The sequence below is a fragment of the Enterococcus sp. 7F3_DIV0205 genome (assembly GCF_002141365.2).
GTDB lineage: Bacteria > Bacillota > Bacilli > Lactobacillales > Enterococcaceae > Enterococcus_L > Enterococcus_L palustris.
In genome coordinates this window covers 2,390,881-2,412,449 of record NZ_CP147244.1, presented here as the reverse complement: position 1 = coordinate 2,412,449, position 21,569 = coordinate 2,390,881, and the positions used below count along the sequence as shown (strand labels likewise).

Below are 21,569 nucleotides of genomic sequence, written 5' to 3'. Positions count from 1 at the left end.
TTATCTTGATTTCACGTGAGTGGGATATGGCTCGAAGAGTTATGTCCCACTCACAAAATTCAATTAAGGTGCTTTGATAGTATCTGGATCAATATCCAAGGCTTTTGCCATGTCTTTATTTACGAACAGTTCTAAGTCTTTGGCTTTTTCAACAGGCATGTCAGCTGGTTTTGCTTCACCTTTTAGAATTTTCGCCGCCATGACACCTGTTTGTTTACCAAGTGATTTATAATCGATCCCGACTGTTGCTAATCCGCCTTCTTCTACTTGCTCGATCGAACCAGCGATAACAGGGATTTTATGTTCTTTGGCTACTTCGCCGATGACAGCTGCAGCCGAAGCAAATGTGTTGTCTGTTGGAATGTAAATTGCATCGACGTCTTTTGCTAAGCTAGTTGTTACTTGCTGTACGTCATTGGTTGAGTTAGCAGTTAAAACTTTTGACTTGATTCCAGCATCTTTTAAAGCTTTTTCTGCCATGTCTGCTTGTATTTTAGAATTTGCTTCACCTGCGTTATACATAATTCCGACAGTTTTTGCCTCTGGTACGATGTTCAACAATAAGGCGATTTGTTTGTCGATTGGGACGATATCTGTAGTTCCAGTTACATTTCCGCCAGGTTTTTCATCTGATTTTACTAATTTAGCGCTGACTAAGTCGGTAACTGCTGTGACTAGGATCGGAATATCTGTTGTTTCGTTCAATAGTGATTGTGCAGCAGGTGTCGCAATGCCTAAAAGTAGATCTGGTTTTTCTTTGACTAATTTTTCACTCATGCTTTTTAATTGAGCTTGATCATTTTGGGCATTACTGTATTCAATCGTTAAATTGTCGCCTTCTTTAAAACCATTTTCGGCTAAACCTTCTTTGAATCCTTCAAATGCAGCATCTAATGAGCCGTGTTCAACGGGTTGTAAAACACCGATTTTTTTATTATCACTATTTGCACCGCTGTCCGTCTTTTTCCCATCTCCACATGCTCCGAGAGCCAATAATGCTACGGCCGATATGATACTTAGTCCTACTAGTTTCTTTTTCATTCTGATTCCTCCAGTTTTAGTTGATGTTGATAAAACAAAAAATCCATTCAGACAATATGCCTAAATGGATTGATAAAAGTCGTAGGTAAACACTTCTTTATTCGCCACTTAGGATTGTCTACGTGGCTGTTTGTTCAATACAAAGCGCTCTAGCCATCATAGATACAAAAACAGGTTTTTGCTGTTTGTACCCACGATTGCATGAATACAAAACTATCTAAAGTAGCTAAAGTAAGCTTTATTCAGTTGTGCGTTGATTGAGTGTGTCATAAAAATCCCTCCGCAAATTGAATTGTGTTTAGTATATAGGAAAATAGAGGTGGATGTCAACAGATTATTTTAAATTTTCTGAAGATTCGTATAAAGGATGTGATTTTGTGAATTTTTTAAATTAATCGTAATAGTACCCATTGAAATAGATATCTTTGTGAATTTAAACGATTTCATGCTACTATTTAATTGAATAAATAGTAAATAATTAGGAGGATGTATATGATTTCGAAAAAATTGATTACATTAGGAACATTAGCAGCAACAGTATTGGTGTTAGGTGCATGTAACAGTGATAATAAAGCTTCTAAAGACAGTTCGTCTGATAGCAAAACAGAAACATCAATGAGTTCAAGTGTGGATGCAGTAAGTGGTGCGTCAATCAGTGATAAACCAGAAGTAATCGAAAAAGCATTAAGTAAAGATGGAAATTGGATCGTTGCAGCAACAGCAGATCTGACGTTTGATAAAGATGTGACCGTTGCAGGTGAGTTTCATGATAAAGGTGAAAAATCTGGCGATATTTATAGAAAACTAGCATTATACGCGCAAGATTCAGATAAAAAAGTGACAGCTGAGTATACAGTAACGGTTCCTAAACTAATTGTTGAAACAGAAAACTTTAATATCGTTAACGGAACTGTTAAAGGAGATATCTTAGTTAAAGCGAATGGTTTTGTCTTAAATGGAACAAAAGTTGAAGGTAACGTAATGTTTGAAAAAGAAGAATATAAAACTTCTGCTACTTTAGACAAAGAAGGCGCTGAAATTACTGGAGAAACTACGGTTCAGTAAGATAAAATAATAGAATCTGTGAAAAAGACACTTGAGTTTTTATCGAGTGTCTTTTTTTGTGAATAAAATAGTATTTTAAACTCTCAGAAACCCTTGACTTTTACTATAGAAGGAAGTACAATGTATAGATGCAAAAACTATCTGAAAAATGACAAAGCAGGAGCGAAATATTGTCCGTTCCGGTTTTTAATAGGGAAACAAAAGTAGAGACGCACGAGAAATTTTCAAGAGCACATTCTATTTTTGGTTTTTTTTTGCCTAAAAACTGCAAAAAATGCTCAATATTACAAATATTTAATATTTGTAATATTAAAGAAATATTTTCGGTTAGTGTTTTGATAGACTTTTAATTAGAGGAGTGAAGAGCTTGGCTGGACACGTAGTAAAATACGGAAAACACCGCGAACGTAGAAGTTTCGCCCGGATCAGTGAAGTGTTAGAGTTACCTAACTTGATCGAAATTCAAACAGACTCTTACCAATGGTTTTTAGATGAAGGATTAAGAGAAATGTTTGAGGACATTTTACCGATCGATGATTTTCAAGGAAACTTATCTTTGGAATTTGTGGATTATGAATTAAAAGAACCTAAGTATACGGTAGAAGAAGCGCGTGCACATGACGCAAACTATTCTGCACCGTTACACGTTACTCTACGATTGACGAACCGTGAATCTGGAGAAATCAAATCACAAGAAGTATTCTTCGGTGATTTCCCTCTAATGACTGAAATGGGAACATTTATCATCAATGGTGCAGAACGTGTTATCGTTTCTCAATTAGTACGTTCACCAGGTGTTTATTTCCATGGAAAAGTAGATAAAAATGGTAAAGAAGGCTTTGGCTCAACAGTAATCCCTAACCGTGGTGCATGGTTAGAAATGGAAACTGATGCAAAAGACATTTCTTACGTACGTATCGACCGTACGCGTAAAATTCCTTTGACTGTATTAGTTCGTGCTTTAGGTTTTGGCTCTGATGATACGATTTTTGAAATTTTCGGTGAAACATTAAGCTTACGTAATACGATCGAAAAGGATTTACACAAAAATGCCAGCGATTCTCGTACTGAAGAAGGCTTGAAAGACATTTATGAGCGTCTTCGACCTGGTGAGCCGAAAACGGCTGACAGTTCTCGTAACTTACTGAACGCTCGTTTCTTCGATCCGAAACGTTATGACTTAGCGAACGTTGGTCGCTACAAAGTCAACAAAAAATTAGATTTAAAAACTCGTTTATTGAACCTAACTTTGGGAGAAACATTGATCGATGCTGAAACTGGTGAAATCATTGTTGAAAAAGGGACAGTATTGACCCACCAAGTAATGGAAACATTAGGTGAACATATCGATAACGGCTTAAACAGCGTAACGTATTACCCAAGTGAAGATGGTGTAGTTACTGAACCAATGACAGTTCAAGTAATCAAAGTTCTTTCTCCAAAAGATCCAGAGCGCATCGTTAACGTAATCGGTAATGGTTATCCTGATACAAGTGTGAAGACTGTTCGTCCAGCAGATATCGTCGCTTCAATGAGTTATTTCTTTAACTTACAAGAAGACATCGGTAACGTAGATGATATCGATCACTTAGGAAACCGTCGTATTCGTTCAGTTGGTGAATTACTACAAAACCAATTCCGTATTGGTTTAGCTCGTATGGAGCGTGTGGTTCGTGAAAGAATGTCTATTCAAGATACTGAAACATTGACACCACAACAATTGATCAATATTCGTCCAGTAGTGGCAAGTATCAAAGAATTCTTTGGTTCTTCTCAGTTATCACAGTTCATGGATCAAACAAATCCTCTAGGTGAGTTGACACACAAACGTCGTCTATCTGCCTTAGGACCTGGTGGTTTGACTCGTGACCGTGCCGGCTATGAAGTTCGAGACGTTCACTATTCCCACTATGGCCGTATGTGTCCGATCGAAACGCCTGAGGGCCCGAATATCGGATTGATCAATAGCTTGTCAAGTTATGCTAAAGTTAATAAATTTGGCTTTATCGAAACACCGTATCGTCGTGTAGATCGTGCTACAGGAAAAGTAACCGACAAAGTAGATTACCTAACTGCCGACACAGAGGATCACTACATCGTAGCGCAAGCAAACTCACGTTTGAATGACGATGGAACGTTCGCGGAAGAATTGGTAATGGCACGTCTGCAAAGTGAAAACCTTGAAGTGACGATCGATAGAGTCGATTACATGGACGTTTCACCTAAACAGGTAGTAGCAGTTGCGACAGCATGTATTCCTTTCTTGGAAAACGATGACTCCAACCGTGCCTTGATGGGTGCCAACATGCAACGTCAAGCAGTACCGTTGATCCAACCTCGTTCACCACTTGTGGGAACTGGTATGGAATACAAGTCAGCACATGACTCGGGTGCCGCTTTACTATGTAAACATGATGGTGTCGTTGAATATGTGGATGCATCAGAAGTACGCGTTCGCCGTGACAATGGCGCATTAGATAAATATATGGTAACAAAATTCCGTCGTTCAAATTCAGGTACAAGTTACAACCAACGTCCAATCGTTCTTTTAGGCGAAAAAGTTGAAAAAGGCGATACATTAGCAGATGGACCTTCTATGGAAGAAGGAGAAATGGCTTTAGGACAAAACGTACTTGTCGGATTTATGACATGGGAAGGGTATAACTACGAGGATGCGATCATCATGAGCCGTCGTTTGGTGAAAGATGATGTCTATACTTCTATCCATATTGAAGAGTATGAATCAGAAGCTCGTGATACAAAATTAGGCCCTGAAGAAATCACTCGTGAAATTCCAAACGTCGGGGAAGATGCTTTGAAAGATCTTGACGAAATGGGAATTATCCGTATCGGTGCTGAAGTCAAAGACGGCGACCTATTAGTAGGTAAAGTAACGCCTAAAGGGGTAACTGAGTTATCTGCTGAGGAACGTTTACTACATGCTATCTTTGGTGAAAAAGCCCGTGAAGTTCGTGATACATCTCTACGTGTACCTCACGGTGGCGGCGGGATCGTTCATGATGTGAAAATCTTTACTCGTGAAGCCGGAGACGAATTATCTCCAGGCGTAAACATGTTAGTTCGTGTATATATCGTTCAAAAACGTAAAATCAACGAAGGTGATAAAATGGCCGGTCGTCACGGTAATAAAGGGGTTGTATCCCGTATTATGCCGGAAGAAGATATGCCGTTCTTGCCAGATGGTACACCAATCGATATCATGTTGAACCCATTAGGGGTGCCATCACGTATGAACATCGGACAAGTACTAGAATTGCACTTGGGTATGGCTGCTCGTCAGTTAGGTATCCACATCGCAACACCAGTATTTGATGGTGCGAATGATGATGATGTCTGGGAGACTGTTCGTGAAGCTGGTATGGCTAGTGACGCGAAAACAGTTCTTTACGACGGACGTACAGGTGAACCATTTGATAACCGTATCTCTGTTGGTGTGATGTACATGATCAAATTGGCCCACATGGTTGATGATAAATTACATGCCCGTTCTATTGGACCATACTCACTTGTTACCCAACAACCACTTGGAGGTAAAGCTCAATTTGGTGGACAACGTTTTGGGGAGATGGAAGTGTGGGCACTGGAAGCATACGGTGCAGCTTACACATTACAAGAAATTTTAACGTACAAATCTGATGATGTGGTTGGTCGTGTGAAAACATACGAAGCCATCGTCAAGGGTGAACCAATTCCAAAACCAGGCGTACCTGAATCATTCCGCGTATTGGTGAAAGAATTACAATCACTTGGGTTAGATATGCGCGTATTGGACATTGAAGAACAAGAAATCGAATTACGTGATATGGATGACGATGATGATGACTTGATCACAGTTGATGCCCTAACAAAATTTGCCGAACAACAATCAGCGAAACAATTAGAAAAAGAAGCAGCTGAAGCAAAAGAAGCGGCTGATGCAGTTCTTGAACAAGAAATTGAAACTGCAGAAGATACAAAAGACTAATTGTTTAGAGTCTTATTAAAATTGTCAAGTTAGTTTTGTCTCAACACTCTTTGCAAAAACAGAGTTGAGACAGCTGGTGGAAGAAAATGAGTATTAAAAAATACTGCAATTTTCTTCTCACCCTAACTTTTCCTATCAAGAAATGGAGGGAATCCCTTTTGATCGATGTAAATAAATTCGAAAGTATGCAAATAGGTTTGGCTTCTCCAGAAAAGATCAGAAGCTGGTCTTACGGTGAAGTAAAGAAACCCGAAACGATTAACTACCGTACGTTAAAACCTGAACGTGAAGGTTTGTTCTGTGAACGCATTTTCGGTCCAACTAAAGACTGGGAATGTGCCTGTGGAAAATACAAACGTATTCGTTATAAAGGTATCGTTTGTGACCGTTGTGGTGTAGAAGTAACTCGTTCTAAAGTTCGTCGTGAACGTATGGGACATATCGAGTTAGCAGCACCTGTTTCACATATCTGGTATTTCAAAGGTATTCCATCTCGTATGGGTCTTGTCTTAGATATGAGTCCTCGTGCGTTGGAAGAGATCATTTACTTTGCGTCATACGTGGTAATTGATGCTGGAGATACTTCTTTAGAGAAAAAACAATTATTAACAGAACGTGAGTACCGCGATAAACGTGATCAATATGGTCAAGGTTTTTCAGCCGCAATGGGTGCAGAAGCTGTTAAACAGTTATTAGACAATGTTGACTTAGATGGCGAAGTAGCTCAACTAAAAGAAGAGTTGAAATCTGCCCAAGGTCAAAAAAGAACACGTGCAATTCGCCGTTTGGACATTTTAGAAGCATTCCGTGCCTCTGGAAACTTACCAAGCTGGATGGTTATGGATGTTATTCCTGTAATTCCACCAGATTTACGTCCAATGGTTCAACTAGAAGGTGGTCGTTTTGCGACTTCTGACTTGAACGATTTATACCGTCGTGTAATCAACCGTAACAATCGTTTGAAACGTTTATTAGACTTAAATGCGCCAAACATCATTGTTCAAAATGAAAAACGTATGCTGCAAGAAGCAGTCGATGCATTGATCGATAATGGTCGTCGTGGTCGTCCTGTTACAGGACCAGGTAACCGTCCATTGAAATCTCTTTCTCATATGCTAAAAGGGAAACAAGGTCGTTTCCGTCAAAACTTACTAGGTAAGCGTGTGGATTACTCTGGTCGTTCAGTTATCGTCGTAGGGCCTAACTTGAAGATGTACCAATGTGGTTTACCAAAAGAAATGGCGATTGAATTATTCAAACCATTTGTGATGCGTGAACTAGTTCAACGTGAAATCGCAACAAACATCAAAAACGCAAAACGTAAAATCGAACGCGGAGAAGATGAAGTTTGGGATATCTTAGAAGAAGTCATTCAAGAGCATCCAGTATTGCTTAACCGAGCACCTACACTACACAGACTTGGTATCCAAGCCTTTGAACCAGTGTTAGTTGAAGGTCGTGCAATCCGTCTTCACCCATTAGTTTGTGAAGCCTACAATGCCGATTTCGATGGAGACCAAATGGCCGTTCACGTTCCGTTGAACGAAGAAGCACAAGCAGAAGCACGTATGTTAATGCTAGCTGCTCAAAACATTTTGAATCCAAAAGATGGTAAACCAGTTGTAACGCCTTCTCAAGATATGGTCTTAGGTAACTACTACCTAACAATGGAAGAAGACGGTCGTGAAGGGGAAGGTATGATCTTCCGTGACATGAACGAAGCTGTTTTAGCATGGCGTAATGGATACGTACATTTACACTCACGTATCGGTGTTCAAACAACCTTACTTGGCGACAAACCGTTTACGGATTGGCAAAAAGAACGTATTTTGATTACAACAGTAGGTAAGATTATCTTTAATGAAATCATGCCTGTGGAATTCCCTTACTTGAATGAACCAACAGATTACAACTTAACTGTACAAACACCTGACAATTATTTTGTAGAAGCTGGTACAGATATTCCTGCGCATATTAAAGCACAAGAATTAGTCTTACCATTCAAGAAGAAAAACTTAGGAAATATTATCGCTGAAGTATTCAAGAGATTCCATATCACTGAAACTTCTAAGATGCTTGATAGAATGAAAGACTTAGGTTATAAACATTCTACTCATGCTGGTATGACTGTTGGTATCGCTGATATCATGGTGTTGCATGAAAAACAAGAAATCATCGATGATGCCCATAAACAAGTAGAAAATATTACGAAACAATTCCGTCGTGGTCTGATTACAGATGACGAACGTTATGAACGTGTTATTGCTGTTTGGAATAAAGCTAAAGATGAGATCCAACAAAAACTGATCGAAAGTATGGATGCTAAAAATCCAATCTTCATGATGTCAGATTCTGGAGCCCGTGGTAACATCTCCAACTTTACTCAGCTTGCTGGTATGCGTGGACTGATGGCCGCACCGAACGGCCGTATCATGGAACTACCGATCATCTCGAACTTCCGTGAAGGACTTTCTGTCTTGGAAATGTTTATCTCTACCCATGGAGCTCGTAAAGGGATGACCGATACAGCCTTGAAGACTGCCGATTCAGGTTACTTGACTCGTCGTTTAGTTGACGTTGCCCAAGATGTTATCATTCGTGAAGATGATTGTGGAACTGACCGTGGTCTAGTGATTCAATCTATTCGTGAAGGGAATGAAATCATTGAACCTTTAGAAGAACGTTTACTAGGACGTTACACTCGTAAATCAGTGATGCATCCTGAAACTGGCAAAATGATTATTGGCGAAGATCAACTGATTTCAGAAGATCTTGCAAGAGAAATCGTAGATGCTGGTGTTGAAACTGTAACGATCCGTTCCGTATTTACATGTAACACCAAACATGGTGTATGTAAACACTGTTACGGCCGTAACTTAGCAACTGGTTCTGGTGTTGAAGTTGGGGAAGCAGTTGGTACAATTGCCGCTCAATCAATCGGTGAACCTGGCACTCAGTTAACAATGCGTACGTTCCATACAGGTGGGGTTGCCGGAGATGATATTACTCAAGGTCTACCTCGTGTCCAAGAAATCTTTGAAGCACGTAATCCGAAAGGACAAGCAGTTATCACAGAAGTTACCGGTGAAGTTATCGATATTTCTGAAGATCCTGCAACACGTCAAAAAGAAGTAACAATCAAAGGGAAAACAGATACTCGTACGTATACAGTTCCTTATACAGCTCGTATGAAAGTTGCTGAAGGCGATACGATCCATCGTGGTGAGCCGTTGACAGAAGGTTCGATCGATCCTAAACAATTACTACAAGTTCGCGATGTATTATCTGTTGAAAACTACCTATTGCGTGAAGTACAACGTGTGTACCGTATGCAAGGGGTGGAAATCGGCGATAAACATATCGAGGTAATGGTTCGTCAAATGCTTCGTAAAGTTCGTGTCATGGATCCAGGTGATACTGAAATCTTACCAGGTACATTACTAGATATCGCTGAATTTAAAGATCGTAACTACGACACATTAGTAGCCGGCGGCGTTCCTGCAACAAGCCGTCCAGTCTTACTAGGAATCACAAAAGCATCATTAGAAACAAATAGTTTCTTATCTGCTGCGTCATTCCAAGAAACAACTCGTGTGTTAACAGATGCTGCGATCCGTGGTAAAAAAGACCCATTACTTGGTTTGAAAGAAAATGTTATCATCGGTAAGATCATCCCAGCTGGTACTGGTATGGCTCGTTACCGTAACATGGAACCAAAAGAAGTTGGCGTAGCGAGCGAAAATGTCTACAGTATCTCTGATATTGAAGCACAAATGGCTGCTGAAGATGCTTTGAATGAGTTGAATAAATAATAGATAATAAAAAGGCTTGAAATCAATCGATTTCAAGCCTTTTTTGTTTAATCAAGTTCTGACGCTGCATCTTGATCTAAAACAATCGTTAAATTAGGGTGTGTTTGTAATAAAGAAGCGGGTACTTCATTTGTGATTGGACCGAAGAAAGCGCGTTTGATGATAGCGGCTTTTTTCTTGCCCGTAGCAAAGAGTACAATTTCTTTTGCATGCATCACGCTTTTTGGTCCCATCGTCACATAAAAGTCTGGGCGTTCATTTTCATCTCCGCCGACTTCACTTAATAAGATCTCTTTCATATTTTCAGTAGCATTTTCTCCTACATAAGAAGTTAAATCTTCAAATTTGGTTGTTCCTGGCAGGTTTCCGCAATAATGACCGTCTGCTCCGATTCCTAATAAAATCAAATCTAATCTGCCATCTTGCTCAATTCTTTTATCTTGAGTTTTGTAGTTATTTTCGTCTAAAGGATGAATCTGGCTTTCAGGAATGTCTGCTGGTTTAAAGAAAAGATTAGTGAGGTTTGTCATGGTTACGCCATATCCTTTTCTTTGTTTGAACGGGATCTCATCGAAGTTGTAATAATGAACATTATCAAGATAAGATTTGTTTTTTACATCTGAAACTAAGTATTCATACATTTTAATGGGTGTTGAGCCAGCGGTTATAGCTAAGTTTACTCGTTTTTGTTGGTACATTTTACCTAGTAGAATATTTGCAGCAACTCGGCTCATTTTTTCGTAGTTTTCTTCAATAATAATTTTCATTTTTTGAACAGCTCCTTCTTTTTATTTAACTTATCATATGGGAACCATCCCATGTCAATGGGATTTTTGTAGAAGATATGAGTTTAGTATATATCTTTTGTGTACCAATAAGTTCAGAATTACAGTAGCTTGGTTGAATGGCAGTCAATAAATAAAAAATTTCCTGATAAGTAGTTGTAATTATACTTAGACTAAAATATAATTAACATACTGAACAAATAGGGGTTTGAGGATGGTGAAATTATGGATATAAAGTTAGAATTAGGAAAAAAAATCCGTATGTTTCGAGAACAAAAAGGTCAAAGTAGAGAAGCGTTTTGTGATGATGAGCTAGAATTGACTGTTAGACAACTTTCTAGAATAGAAGCTGGAGAGTCATTACCCACACTACCGAAACTTACATATATATCAAAACAACTTTCTCTACCTATTTCACACCTAATTAACGAAGATGAAATCACGTTGCCTAAACGCTATATCCAGTTGAAAATGAATTTGTTCAAAAGACCTCCGCAATATAATGATGCGATGAAAAAAATGGTCGAGGACACCTTTGAGGAAATATATGAAGACTACTACGAGACTTTACCTGAAGAAGAGCAACTTTTAATGGATACTGCTCAGGCACAAAATGATGTAAATCTTTCAAAGAAAATCGATTTTGGTGAAGGAATACTACAAGACTATTTTTTTCAAATCAGGAAAAAAAGAGAGTTTTCTGAAAATGATTTGTTAATTGTAGATTTATATTTTGCCTGTTGTTTTTATAAGCCTTTTGATAATCAAGAGTTTGATACTTTGGTGGAGAAGATATTGGAACAAGTAAACTACAGCTCGGAGTTTGGCTTGATTCTCCTAAATAGAATTCTCGTTACGATAATGGGTCTATATATTATTTCTAATAGATATGATAAAATTTTGAATATTACAAAGATTTCAAATACTATAATGAAGATGAGTCAGGACTTTCATCAAAAACCGATCATTGATATGCTTGAAGGAAAGTATTGGTTGTATTTTAATCACCTAGAAAATGGGAATAAAAAGTATAATGATGCAATATTACTTGCTCAATTACATGGTGAGGAGCTATTATCAGATAGAATTAAGCAAGAATGGGAAGAAGATTTAAATAGTTAATTATAGACTGTGGAGACATAATTATGTTTCCACGGTTTTTTTTCTAATTATTTAGGAATGTTAATAACCGGACAAAGATGTCCTGTTAGAAAAAGACAGAAAGCAGTAAAGTAATACATGTAAAGAGGATACAGAGCAAAAAAACTTGAAAGGAGCTAACGAGTTCTAGTAAGGATTATAAAAAATGACAAAGATGTCCTGTTAGAAAAAAGGATAAAACAGTAGAGTAATACATATCAGGAAGACCTAAATAGAAAAGGAAAGGAGGAATTAGAGTATGAAATTATGGAGTATCTTATGCAATCTTTGGTGGAGAATATAAAAAGAATAACTTGAGTAAGTATAAAACTATAACATGAGAGAAAAAACATAAATAATTAGCTACTAAAAAGGGAGGGGATATTCATGACAAAGATAAAATATTTTATTGAGGATGAAGAAGTTATACATAGAAAATTAGTTATTGTAAATGATGGTAATGAAGATAAATTACTGAAAATACTTAATAGAGGCGAGCTATTGAAAATTGTTATGCTCCCTCAAAAAACAGAAAAGGAATTACTTTTTGACTATTTGAATGTAGAAGATGTTGAAGTACTAGAAATAAAATGAAGAAAATCCAGTTAAATCATAGGAGTGATAAACATGCAGGAAGTTAGAATGAATAACTATTTATTAAAAACGAAGAGTTTAGTAAAGAAATATAAAGATTATCATGCAGTAAATGAAGTCTCAATGACGATCAATCAAGGAGATATTTACGGATTTATTGGCAAGAATGGTGCAGGTAAGACAACTTTTATTCGGATGTTAACGAATTTAATCGAGAAAAGTTCAGGTAGTATCGAATTTTTTAATGGTAAGGAAAAAATAAAAGTTGGTGCTGTAATAGAATCACCAGCATGTTATCCCTACCTATCTGCCCAAGAGAATTTGAATTATTATGCTATCCAAATGAATTTACCTGATAGGAAAAATCGTATTAAAGAAGTGCTTGAGTTTATTGGGCTAGGATCTGTTGGTAAGAAAATGTTTAAAGACTTTTCTTTAGGCATGAAGCAGCGCTTAGGTATTGGGTTAGCTATTTTGAATAACCCTAATCTACTTATTTTGGATGAACCAACCAATGGTTTGGACCCACAAGGGATAGTTGAAATTAGAGAAATCATAAAAAAATTAAATAGAGAGTACAAAACGACTATCTTAGTATCAAGTCACATTTTATCAGAATTATCCATGATAGCGACAAGATACGGAATCATTCATCAAGGAAAATTGATTAAAGAAGTGACAACACAAGAACTTGAGAATGAATGTAAAAAAACAATTCTATTATCGAGCATAGACAATCAAAAATGCCAGAATATTTTAGAAAAAGAAGGTTATGTCGTGAATAGTGATGATGTTGGATTAGTAGTTAGTGCAGAAAAGTCTGAAATGCCAAGCATTTCTCAGGTTCTATTTAACAACCAATTGTATCTTACTTATTTTTCATACAAAGAAGAAAGTCTAGAAGACTACTATTTAAAATTAACAGAGTAAAGGGGAATTTATATGTTAAATCTATTAAAATCAGATACTTATAGAATTTTAAAAGGAAAACTTGGTTTTTATTCAGTCGCAGGTTTAATTTTATTCGGAATATTTTTTGGAATAGTGAGAGATGATACACCGAGTTTAGAAGTGATCCAAGATGGCTTATCCAGTGCTTCGATTTTTGTTTCAATTTTTATGATCAATATTTTTATTATTGTTTGGGGTCATGAGTTTATGAATCGGGTCGTCAATAATTCATTGATTTTTGGGATTAAAAGATGGGTATATTTTCTAAGTAAAGTTGCATTAACCTTTATTCTGGTATTTATCTTTTTAGTAATTTATACAGGATCATTAGCAAGTACGGTGTGGTTTACAGGTGGCGGGTTTTCTCTGTTTGAAATGGCAAAAATAATGTTGTTACAACTGCCATTATATTTTGCAGTCAGTCTTATAGGTGTGTTGTTGTTTAATGTAATTAAATCAAGTAATGTTGCAACTGCGGTATTTGTGGCACTAATTTTAGTAGGAGAAGGGCTCGCCTCAAGTTTTGTTTCAAGCTATTTTTCAGCAGCCAACTCATTATTAGACACGTTATTATTTACTAATATTAGACAATTGACGGACTATCAAAATGTATCAAACCAGACATTTGTAATTGTTTTTAGTAGTGCATTAGTTTACAGCATTATATTTTATGTATGCAGCTATACTTTGTTCAAAGAAAGAGATTTTAAATAATAAAAAGAGAAGAAAGAAGTGAATCATATGAAAAAGAAATTAATGATTTTGATCCTTGTGGTCGCAGCTGTTCTCCTTGTCGGCTATACAACGATGCGCTCAGATAAAACAACAAAAGACATAACGAAAGAATGGAGCCTTTCAACAGATGTGATTGAATCGCTATCGTTATTGGGTGCAGAACAAAATGTTAAGACCACGATCATTGAAACGGATAAAGAAAAAACAGTAGTTAAATTAGCTGGAAAAGTATCTGATAAAACAGAAAAAGAACTCAATAAGACAACGGCTAAGAAAGCGAATTTGGAAATTACATTATCTGATATAGATGGCTTCAAATTGATGCCAAGTAACGATGGGAAAAGTGAACTAGAAATGCAGATTTTCTTAGGCAAAAATGCAAGTATAAAACATTTAAAAATAGAGTCAATCGTAGGAAATGTTGATGTTACTGTTCCACAAGATTTTCAAGGTAAGTATGTGACGACCGCCAAAAATGGTGGAGAAGTTTTAGAAGTTCCAGATACAAGTAAAGATCAGGATGAAGTTATAGAAATTAACACCATTGGAGATATTCGCATTAAAAAGTAAGGAGAATGTATTATGTATGCTCATTATATGCAACATTCAACGACAGATTGTGGAATCGCCTCGTTAAAAACAATCTTAAAACAGTTACGAGTAAAAATTGGTAGTGAGAATGAATTATATGAACATTATAGTATTAAAAAAACACAGGGACTTTCTCTAGATGAAATGAAAACCATTTTAAAAAAGTACGGAGTGAATTCTAGTGCGTATGGTGTTACGGATTTTGAGAAGCTAAAAAAAATTGAAAAACTACCTATGCTCTTGGTCGTGGAGAATGATGGCGTGGGTCACTATATAGTTGTTCATGAGATAAAGGAGGACCAATCATTTATAGTCTCTAATCCTGCAGAAAGCACTCTAATGGAGTACGACGAAGCCTATTTGAAATCTATATTTTTAGGCTATGCTTTATGTATTGCAGATTCTAGCCCAGTTGTTACAAGCAAATCAAAAAAGAGATTCAGAATGAATAATGAAGAATCGAGTCTAGGTAAAAGGCTTTACAAGGAAGTAATGCAAGAGATTTCTTATAGTTTAAAAGTGAAAATGATTGGGTTGATATTGCTAAAATATCTACTTCCGATAGTGACAACTTTTCTGATTCAAGGGACACTATCATCAAACCGACTACATTCTGTCCCTGTCTTTGTTTTTGTAATTTCTGTAGCCATAATATTGATTTTAGGATTCTATAAAATCAATATTATGGAAGGCAAGCAAAAAGTTGCTCTTGAGAATAAAATACAAGAAAAGATTTTAATGAAGTACTACGCTCAAAAAGTTAGTGATATCAAATCAGGAGGCAATAGTGATAATATAACTGGCTATTTTTGGAATTTGTTTGGTTCAGTTTCGGGTTTATTGGAAAAATTTTATTTTAAACTCAATTTATGTTATGTGTTGTTATTGGCAAGTATTGTTTTTAGTATCACTCCCTTATTATTTGGTGTATTAGTTTTCTGGATTGGTTTATTTTCTTATTTTTTAAAAATGAAAGTGGACACTATCAGAAACAATGAGAAAGATGTTATTGGGAAATCATCGGCTTTTTCATTCTCTGTTGAAAATAATATAAAGAGCTCATTTGATATCAATTTATTTTCTAAAAATAAAGAAGCTGAGAACTTTGTTCAACAAAAAATCCAAGATTATTTTGAAAGCAAAAATCAAATGGTTAAGAATGATTTGAAAATAGCTTCAACGTTTCAAGTTTTTTCAACGCTAATTTCAATCTCAACATTTGTTGTATTTGGAGTTAATGCAGCACTTCATGCAGGAGATACAACTAGTTTATTAAATGATTCAAATGGTATTTTGATCATCTCTATTATACTTAGTTCGGTTGCTCCAGTCCTGCAATCGTGGTTGAGCTATCAAAAAAGTGCTATTGCGATCGACTATATTCAAAGTGGTGAAGATTATACCGAACAAGCAGAAATTTTAGAGAATGTATTAGATGTTCCCAAAATTACAACGATTGATGTGAAGAATTTGGATTTTTCTTACGATGAGAAAAAAAAGATGTTCAAACAATTCAATACTCGATTTGAAGCTGGGAAACTATACACTCTTATTGGGGATAATGGTTGTGGCAAATCAACACTCATTAATTTACTTTCTGGGATGCTAGATCCAGATTCTGGCACATTGATTGTTAATGATTGTGTCGAGAAGCGGTCATTTAAGAATACTAACATTAGAGAGTATATTAGCTTGTATTCACCTGAATTCAGTTTATATGGAAATACTGTTGGTCGTAATATTCGCTATAAGGTATTTAATGAGCATTTGACGACAGAGGAGAAGTCTCACTATGATGACTTACTAGATTTAAAGTTGCCAAATAATTATTTAATTCAAAGTGATGGTCGAAATTTGTCTCAAGGCCAAAAGCAAAAAATTCTGTTAATGAGAGCTTTGTATCAAGATACGAGCTTATATATTTTTGATGAACCAACTGGAAATTTAGATAGTGCGTCTAAGCAGAAATTTATGAATTATATCAAAAAACTAGCGAATCACGAAAAGAAGATCGTGATTGTAATAAGTCATGAATCAGATGTTTTAGAATATGCTGATGAAATCATCAATATAAAAGAAAAAAGACAAGGAGGGAAAGAATGAAAAATAAGACAGGGATATTTATGCTCTCTATAGTTGTTGTTGTATTCTTTATGATTCTAACTGCGACTAAATCTAGTGCTAGTATAAAAGACAATACAATATCTACCCAGAAAATCGAAGATACTATTAAAAATGAAGAGGATGCATTCATTTTAGTAGGAAATCGAAATTGCACTTCATGTCAAAAGTTTCTCCCGATACTAGAGAAAGCAGCCAAAAAAACAGATACTGAAGTTTATTATTTGGACACTGAAAATACTAGCAATAAAAAATTTATTACTAGTAACAATGTAACAGTGACACCGACAATACTAGTAATCAAAGAGGGGAAACTAACGCGTTATGAAGGTGCTCTGGAATACGAAGCAACAAAAAACATTCTTGAAAGAGGGGAAGTGAAATGAATTTAAAGAGGGTAGCAGTCGTTTTGGCAGTAATTGGGTTATTTAGTCTAAGTGGGACAGCATATGCGTTAAAGATGGATAATGATAAAAAGGATGAGCAATTGGTAGTAGAGCAGTCTAATTATCCAGATATATACAATACAGTGGATTCAATTACATTTGATAGCTTTAAAGAAAAAATTGAGAGAGAAGAGGATTTTTACGTTTATGTGGGTCGGCCAACATGTGGGGATTGCAATGATTTCGAGCCAGAATTTATTAAGTTAGTAGAAGAAAAAAAGATAACACAACGAATATTTTATCTGAATGTCGCAAAGGTTAGAGAAAATGAAGAAGAGTGGGAAAAATTCAAGGTGGATTACAACATTATGTATACACCAACGCTAGCTAAATATAGTAAAGGTATTTTGACAAGCAAAATAGAATGGACACCTGAAAATGGAATATCCCTGCAAAAAGTCGCAGAGTGGATAGATATAAATATTGCATCAGAAACAGTATAAAAATAACTACTAAGTTATTAAAAATATAAAAAGAGGAGGAAAAGCAGATGAAAGAATTAACGAAAAACGAAGCGAAAACAGTAGAGGGTGGATTGAGATTTTGTTTCTTCTATTGGAAAGGCTGGGGCTTCTTTTGTAAATAAAAAGAAGGAAGCAAGTTAAAAAGCATAAGAAATGGAATGAATATAAAACAAGCATAAAAAGAGGAGGAAAAAAGATGAAAGAATTAACGAAAAACGAAGCGAAAACAGTAGAGGGTGGATTGAGATTTTGTTTCTTCTATTGGAAAGGCTGGGGCTTCTTTTGTAAATAAAAAGAAGGAAGCAAGTTAAAAAGCATAAGAAATGGAATGAATATAAAACAAGCATAAAAAGAGGAGGAAAAGCAGATGAAAGAATTAACGAAAAACGAAGCAAAAACAGTAGAGGGCGGATTGAGATTTTGTTTCTTCTATTGGAAAGGCTGGGGCTTCTTCTGTAAATAAAAGAAGTGATCAAGTAAAAAGGTATATAAAAACGGAATGAATGTAAAACAAGCATAAAAAGAGGAGGAAAAAAGATGAGAGAATTAACGAAAAACGAAGCAAAAACAGTAGAGGGCGGATTGAGATTTTGTTTCTTCTATTGGAAAGGTTGGGGCTTCTTCTGTAAATAAAAAGAAGGAATTAAGTTAGAATTGAATTGTTGAATAAAGTAAGTAAAAAGATAAACGCTTTAGTATTTTATTCATAGAAGATACAAACGCAACCTTGTTCATTAGGTACAGGTTGCGTTTTTTTGTTTGTAATAGTAACGAACAGTATGGTGAGATAAGTTGATTTTTTAGTATATCATCTTTAGGCTATCTTGACTTTTAGTTTTTCACTCATTATTGAAGGGATCTTTTATTGTAGGCAAATCAATATCATTATTTTTTGATTCGGCTTATGATAAAGAAAAAAGAGGTGAAGGAATCATGGAACATAATTACGAAAAAGCGATTTTTGCTGGTGGTTGTTTTTGGTGTATGGTAAAGCCTTTTGACTCTCAACCAGGCATTATTTCTGTGGTATCAGGATATACAGGTGGACATGTTGAAAAACCAACTTATGAACAAGTTACAACAGGAACAACGGGCCATACAGAAGCAGTTGAAATAACGTATGATCCTACGATTATGTCATATGAAAAACTAGTGGAAACTTACTGGCAACAAACAGATCCGACAGATGCACTAGGACAATTTGCAGATCGCGGTGATTCTTACCGTCCTGTTATCTTTTATACAAATGAAGCGCAAAAAGAAATTGCAGAAAAATCAAAAGCAACACTACAAGCAAGTGGTCGCTTTACTCAGCCAATCGTTACAAAAATTGAACCTGCTAAACCTTTTTATCCAGCAGAGGATTATCATCAAGATTATTATAAAAAACACAGTGTACACTATAATCTATATAGAGAAGGTTCTGGTCGTGCTGGTTTTATTCGGAAGAACTGGAAAGATAAATAACTGAGAGAAACGAGACAAAAGTAAACATGTGCTTTTTGTCTCGTTATTTATTTACAGAGCAATACAAAAAATAGTCCAATACTTAAAAAGGGGACAAAGGGAAGATGTTTTATTTTTTTCTTTAAAATATATCGGTAAAACAACATAAAAAATAATCCGCTGCTACTAGCGCAGAATAGTAAAAAGATAAGTGACTCACTTCCTAAAAGTGCGCCCCATAAAGTTAATAGGATGATATCTCCACCGCCAACTGAATCAGGAAAGAGGTAGTTTAACCCATGCAAACCAAAGAAAAAAATGCCGCTTGTAAAAAGATAAAACGGCCATGCTAAATAAAAGTGCCAAATACATAGTAACACCGTGAGTGGGAAAAAAATTTTAGGCTCAACGATCAAATAAAAAATATCTGTCAAAGACAAAATCACTGCTGTAAATAAAAAGCAAAGAGAGTACAGTGGATAACTAGATTTGAACGCGATAAAAGAGCAAAGAAGTCCACAAATTATTTCACTACAAAAATAAACAAATGGTAATTTATGCCCACAATAACGGCAGCGAAAACATAGAAAAATAATAGAAACAACCGGAATCAATTCAAAAACTTTTAACTTCGTCTGACAGAAGGAACAATGTGACGCTGGAAATAGAATCGATTCCCCAATAGGAATTCGTTCAGCAACTAAACAAAGAAATGAACCTATCACACTACCAAAGATAAAATAAATAACCAACATATAAAAACTCCTTTCATAAATAAGTACGCAAAAAAATATCTTTTTAACTAGACAATTCTTTTTTTATTCGGAATAATGAAAGTGAGAAATGAGGCGAGAAGATGGAAAAAATAGCAATCGGAGTAGATATTGGTACGACGCAAACAAAGGCTGTTGCCTTTAGGGAAGATGGAACAGTTCAAGATTCTGCTTATGTACGTTATCCACTCATTCAGGAAACGGAAGGCATGGCAGAACAGGATATAGAGCAGATATTTCAGGCGGTGGTTACTTGTATCAAACAAGTTGTGGCTAAAGTGCAGCCATTGGAAATTTCAGTTGTGTCTTTTTCCACGGCAATGCATGGGTTGATCGTCATGGATAAAAATCATCAACCTCTGACAAGGGTCATCACATGGGCCGATAATCGTGCGGAAAAATATGCGGAAGAACTAAGAGATACCGCTTTGGGGAAAAATATTTATCAAAATACAGGATTACCGATGCATCCAATGACTCCTTTTCATAAGATTCGTTGGTTAAAAGAAGAATGTCCAGCAATATATGAGCAAGCTGAGACGTTTATTGGAATGAAAGAGTATGTATTTTATCGTTTGTTTGACCGATATATTACAGATATTAGTACCGCTTCGGGGACAGGATTTTTGAATATCCGCGACTTGAATTGGGATCAATTAGCTTTAGCCGAGATGGGAATTACAACTGATCAATTACCATTATTAGTAAAGCCAACTCATCAACTATCCGGATTAAAAGCTGAGTGGATCGAACAGTTAGGTTTGACTGCACAAACAGTTTTTATGTTGGGAGGTGCGGATGGTCCATTATCTAATTTAGGATTAGGTGCTGTGGCAAAAGGAACTGCAACATTGACTGTTGGAACGAGCGGTGCTTTACGTTATATCGTGGATAAACCTCAGACCCATCCGCAGGAGGAAACTTTTTGTTGTGTGCTAGACGAAAAACATTGGGTGATCGGAGGCGCAACAAGTAATGGTGCTGGGATTTTCGATTGGGCTTGTGAAAATTTATTGAAAGAAGTCCAAGCGGAAGCTCGTGCAGCGGGGAAAAATCCTTATGATGCTGTGATGGATCTTGTGAAGGCAACACCTATTGGGGCTAAAGGACTATTATTCCAACCTTATTTGTTGGGGGAACGTGCTCCTTTGTGGAATGCAGAAGCTACAGGTAGTTTTGTTGGATTGAAGCGAAACCATGATGACAAATTGATGATGCGTGCAGTAGTTGAGGGGATTTGTTTGAATCTGAAACGTATTTTAACAGAGTTAGAAGAGTTAGGCGGAACAGTTAAAGAAATTCGAGCCACAGGTGGCTTTGCTGATTCAGAAGTATTCAAACATGTGATGGCTGATGTTTTGGGTCAAAGTCTTTCGTTAACGGAAAGCGTAGAGGCTTCAGCTTTCGGTGCGGTTTTGTTAGGTTGGCAAAGTATTGGTAATATTACTGATTTAAAAGTAGCGAGTGAACAAGTAGAAATTTATGAAACAGTTGAACCTAATAGTGAAAACAGTCAAATTTATCAACAGATTTATCCACTGTTCATAACTACGCAGCAACAATTATCCGCCAATTATCACCAATTAGCGAAACTAAGAGCAGACTTAGAATAAATTTTTT

Annotated in this window: 16 protein-coding genes; 13 read left to right on the top strand and 3 right to left on the bottom strand. The window is 36.2% G+C overall.

Annotated features, from left to right (window positions below; genetic code table 11):
- Positions 1-63: 63 nt before the first annotated feature.
- Positions 64-1,041, bottom strand: coding sequence for an ABC transporter substrate-binding protein (locus tag A5821_RS11335; RefSeq protein ID WP_086314682.1), 978 nt, complete (start codon positions 1,039-1,041; stop codon positions 64-66).
- Between the two features lie 492 nt (positions 1,042-1,533).
- Between A5821_RS11335 and A5821_RS11330 the strand changes: the two genes are divergently transcribed.
- The 3 genes from A5821_RS11330 (at position 1,534) to rpoC (ending at position 9,903) form a co-directional block, all read left to right on the top strand.
- Positions 1,534-2,106, top strand: coding sequence for a hypothetical protein (locus tag A5821_RS11330; protein WP_086314681.1), 573 nt, complete (start codon positions 1,534-1,536; stop codon positions 2,104-2,106).
- A 367-nt stretch (positions 2,107-2,473) separates the two neighbouring features.
- Positions 2,474-6,091, top strand: a complete 3,618-nt coding sequence (gene rpoB, locus A5821_RS11325) for a DNA-directed RNA polymerase subunit beta (RefSeq protein WP_170923027.1) — start codon at positions 2,474-2,476, stop codon at positions 6,089-6,091.
- Positions 6,092-6,249: 158 nt separating this feature from the next.
- Positions 6,250-9,903 carry a DNA-directed RNA polymerase subunit beta' gene (gene rpoC, locus A5821_RS11320; RefSeq protein WP_086314679.1) on the top strand — a complete coding sequence of 1,218 codons (3,654 nt, stop codon included), beginning with the start codon at positions 6,250-6,252 and terminating at the stop codon, positions 9,901-9,903.
- 47 nt (positions 9,904-9,950) lie between these two features.
- Here the strand turns inward: rpoC and A5821_RS11315 are convergent, their stop codons facing one another.
- Positions 9,951-10,670, bottom strand: coding sequence for a glucosamine-6-phosphate deaminase (locus A5821_RS11315; protein ID WP_086314678.1), 720 nt, complete (start codon positions 10,668-10,670; stop codon positions 9,951-9,953).
- Between the two features lie 243 nt (positions 10,671-10,913).
- Here A5821_RS11315 and A5821_RS11310 point away from each other — a divergent pair, with 243 nt between their 5' ends.
- The 9 genes from A5821_RS11310 to msrA all read left to right on the top strand — a co-directional run bounded on the left by A5821_RS11310 (position 10,914) and on the right by msrA (position 19,197).
- Positions 10,914-11,810 (top strand): helix-turn-helix domain-containing protein, encoded by an 897-nt coding sequence (locus tag A5821_RS11310; protein WP_086314677.1) that lies wholly within the window; start codon positions 10,914-10,916, stop codon positions 11,808-11,810.
- A 405-nt stretch (positions 11,811-12,215) separates the two neighbouring features.
- Positions 12,216-12,422, top strand: a complete 207-nt coding sequence (locus A5821_RS11305; RefSeq protein WP_086314676.1) for a hypothetical protein — start codon at positions 12,216-12,218, stop codon at positions 12,420-12,422.
- A 33-nt stretch (positions 12,423-12,455) separates the two neighbouring features.
- Positions 12,456-13,352, top strand: a complete 897-nt coding sequence (locus A5821_RS11300) for an ABC transporter ATP-binding protein (protein WP_086314675.1) — start codon at positions 12,456-12,458, stop codon at positions 13,350-13,352.
- 12 nt (positions 13,353-13,364) lie between these two features.
- Positions 13,365-14,087 carry a hypothetical protein gene (locus tag A5821_RS11295; RefSeq protein ID WP_086314674.1) on the top strand — a complete coding sequence of 241 codons (723 nt, stop codon included), beginning with the start codon at positions 13,365-13,367 and terminating at the stop codon, positions 14,085-14,087.
- Positions 14,088-14,114: 27 nt separating this feature from the next.
- Complete coding sequence (locus A5821_RS11290; protein WP_086314673.1) at positions 14,115-14,678, top strand: hypothetical protein; 564 nt, start codon at positions 14,115-14,117, stop codon at positions 14,676-14,678.
- A gap of 12 nt (positions 14,679-14,690) precedes the next feature.
- Positions 14,691-16,802 (top strand): ATP-binding cassette domain-containing protein, encoded by a 2,112-nt coding sequence (locus A5821_RS11285; protein WP_086314672.1) that lies wholly within the window; start codon positions 14,691-14,693, stop codon positions 16,800-16,802.
- Complete coding sequence (locus tag A5821_RS11280) at positions 16,799-17,206, top strand: thioredoxin family protein (protein WP_086314671.1); 408 nt, start codon at positions 16,799-16,801, stop codon at positions 17,204-17,206. Before A5821_RS11285 ends, A5821_RS11280 begins: the two co-directional genes overlap by 4 nt.
- A complete protein-coding gene (locus A5821_RS11275) occupies positions 17,203-17,709 on the top strand; it encodes a thioredoxin family protein (protein WP_086314670.1) in 507 nt (168 codons plus the stop codon). The genes A5821_RS11280 and A5821_RS11275 overlap by 4 nt, the downstream gene beginning before the upstream one ends.
- A 954-nt stretch (positions 17,710-18,663) precedes the next feature.
- Positions 18,664-19,197 carry a peptide-methionine (S)-S-oxide reductase MsrA gene (gene msrA / locus A5821_RS11270; RefSeq protein WP_086314669.1) on the top strand — a complete coding sequence of 178 codons (534 nt, stop codon included), beginning with the start codon at positions 18,664-18,666 and terminating at the stop codon, positions 19,195-19,197.
- A 47-nt stretch (positions 19,198-19,244) separates the two neighbouring features.
- Here msrA and A5821_RS11265 read toward each other — a convergent pair whose 3' ends face one another.
- Positions 19,245-19,931, bottom strand: coding sequence for a prepilin peptidase (locus A5821_RS11265; protein WP_086314668.1), 687 nt, complete (start codon positions 19,929-19,931; stop codon positions 19,245-19,247).
- Positions 19,932-20,032: 101 nt separating this feature from the next.
- On the opposite strand from A5821_RS11265, the gene A5821_RS11260 reads away from it, so the two are divergent.
- Positions 20,033-21,562 carry a gluconokinase gene (locus tag A5821_RS11260; protein WP_086314667.1) on the top strand — a complete coding sequence of 510 codons (1,530 nt, stop codon included), beginning with the start codon at positions 20,033-20,035 and terminating at the stop codon, positions 21,560-21,562.
- The last annotated feature ends 7 nt before the right edge of the window (positions 21,563-21,569 follow it).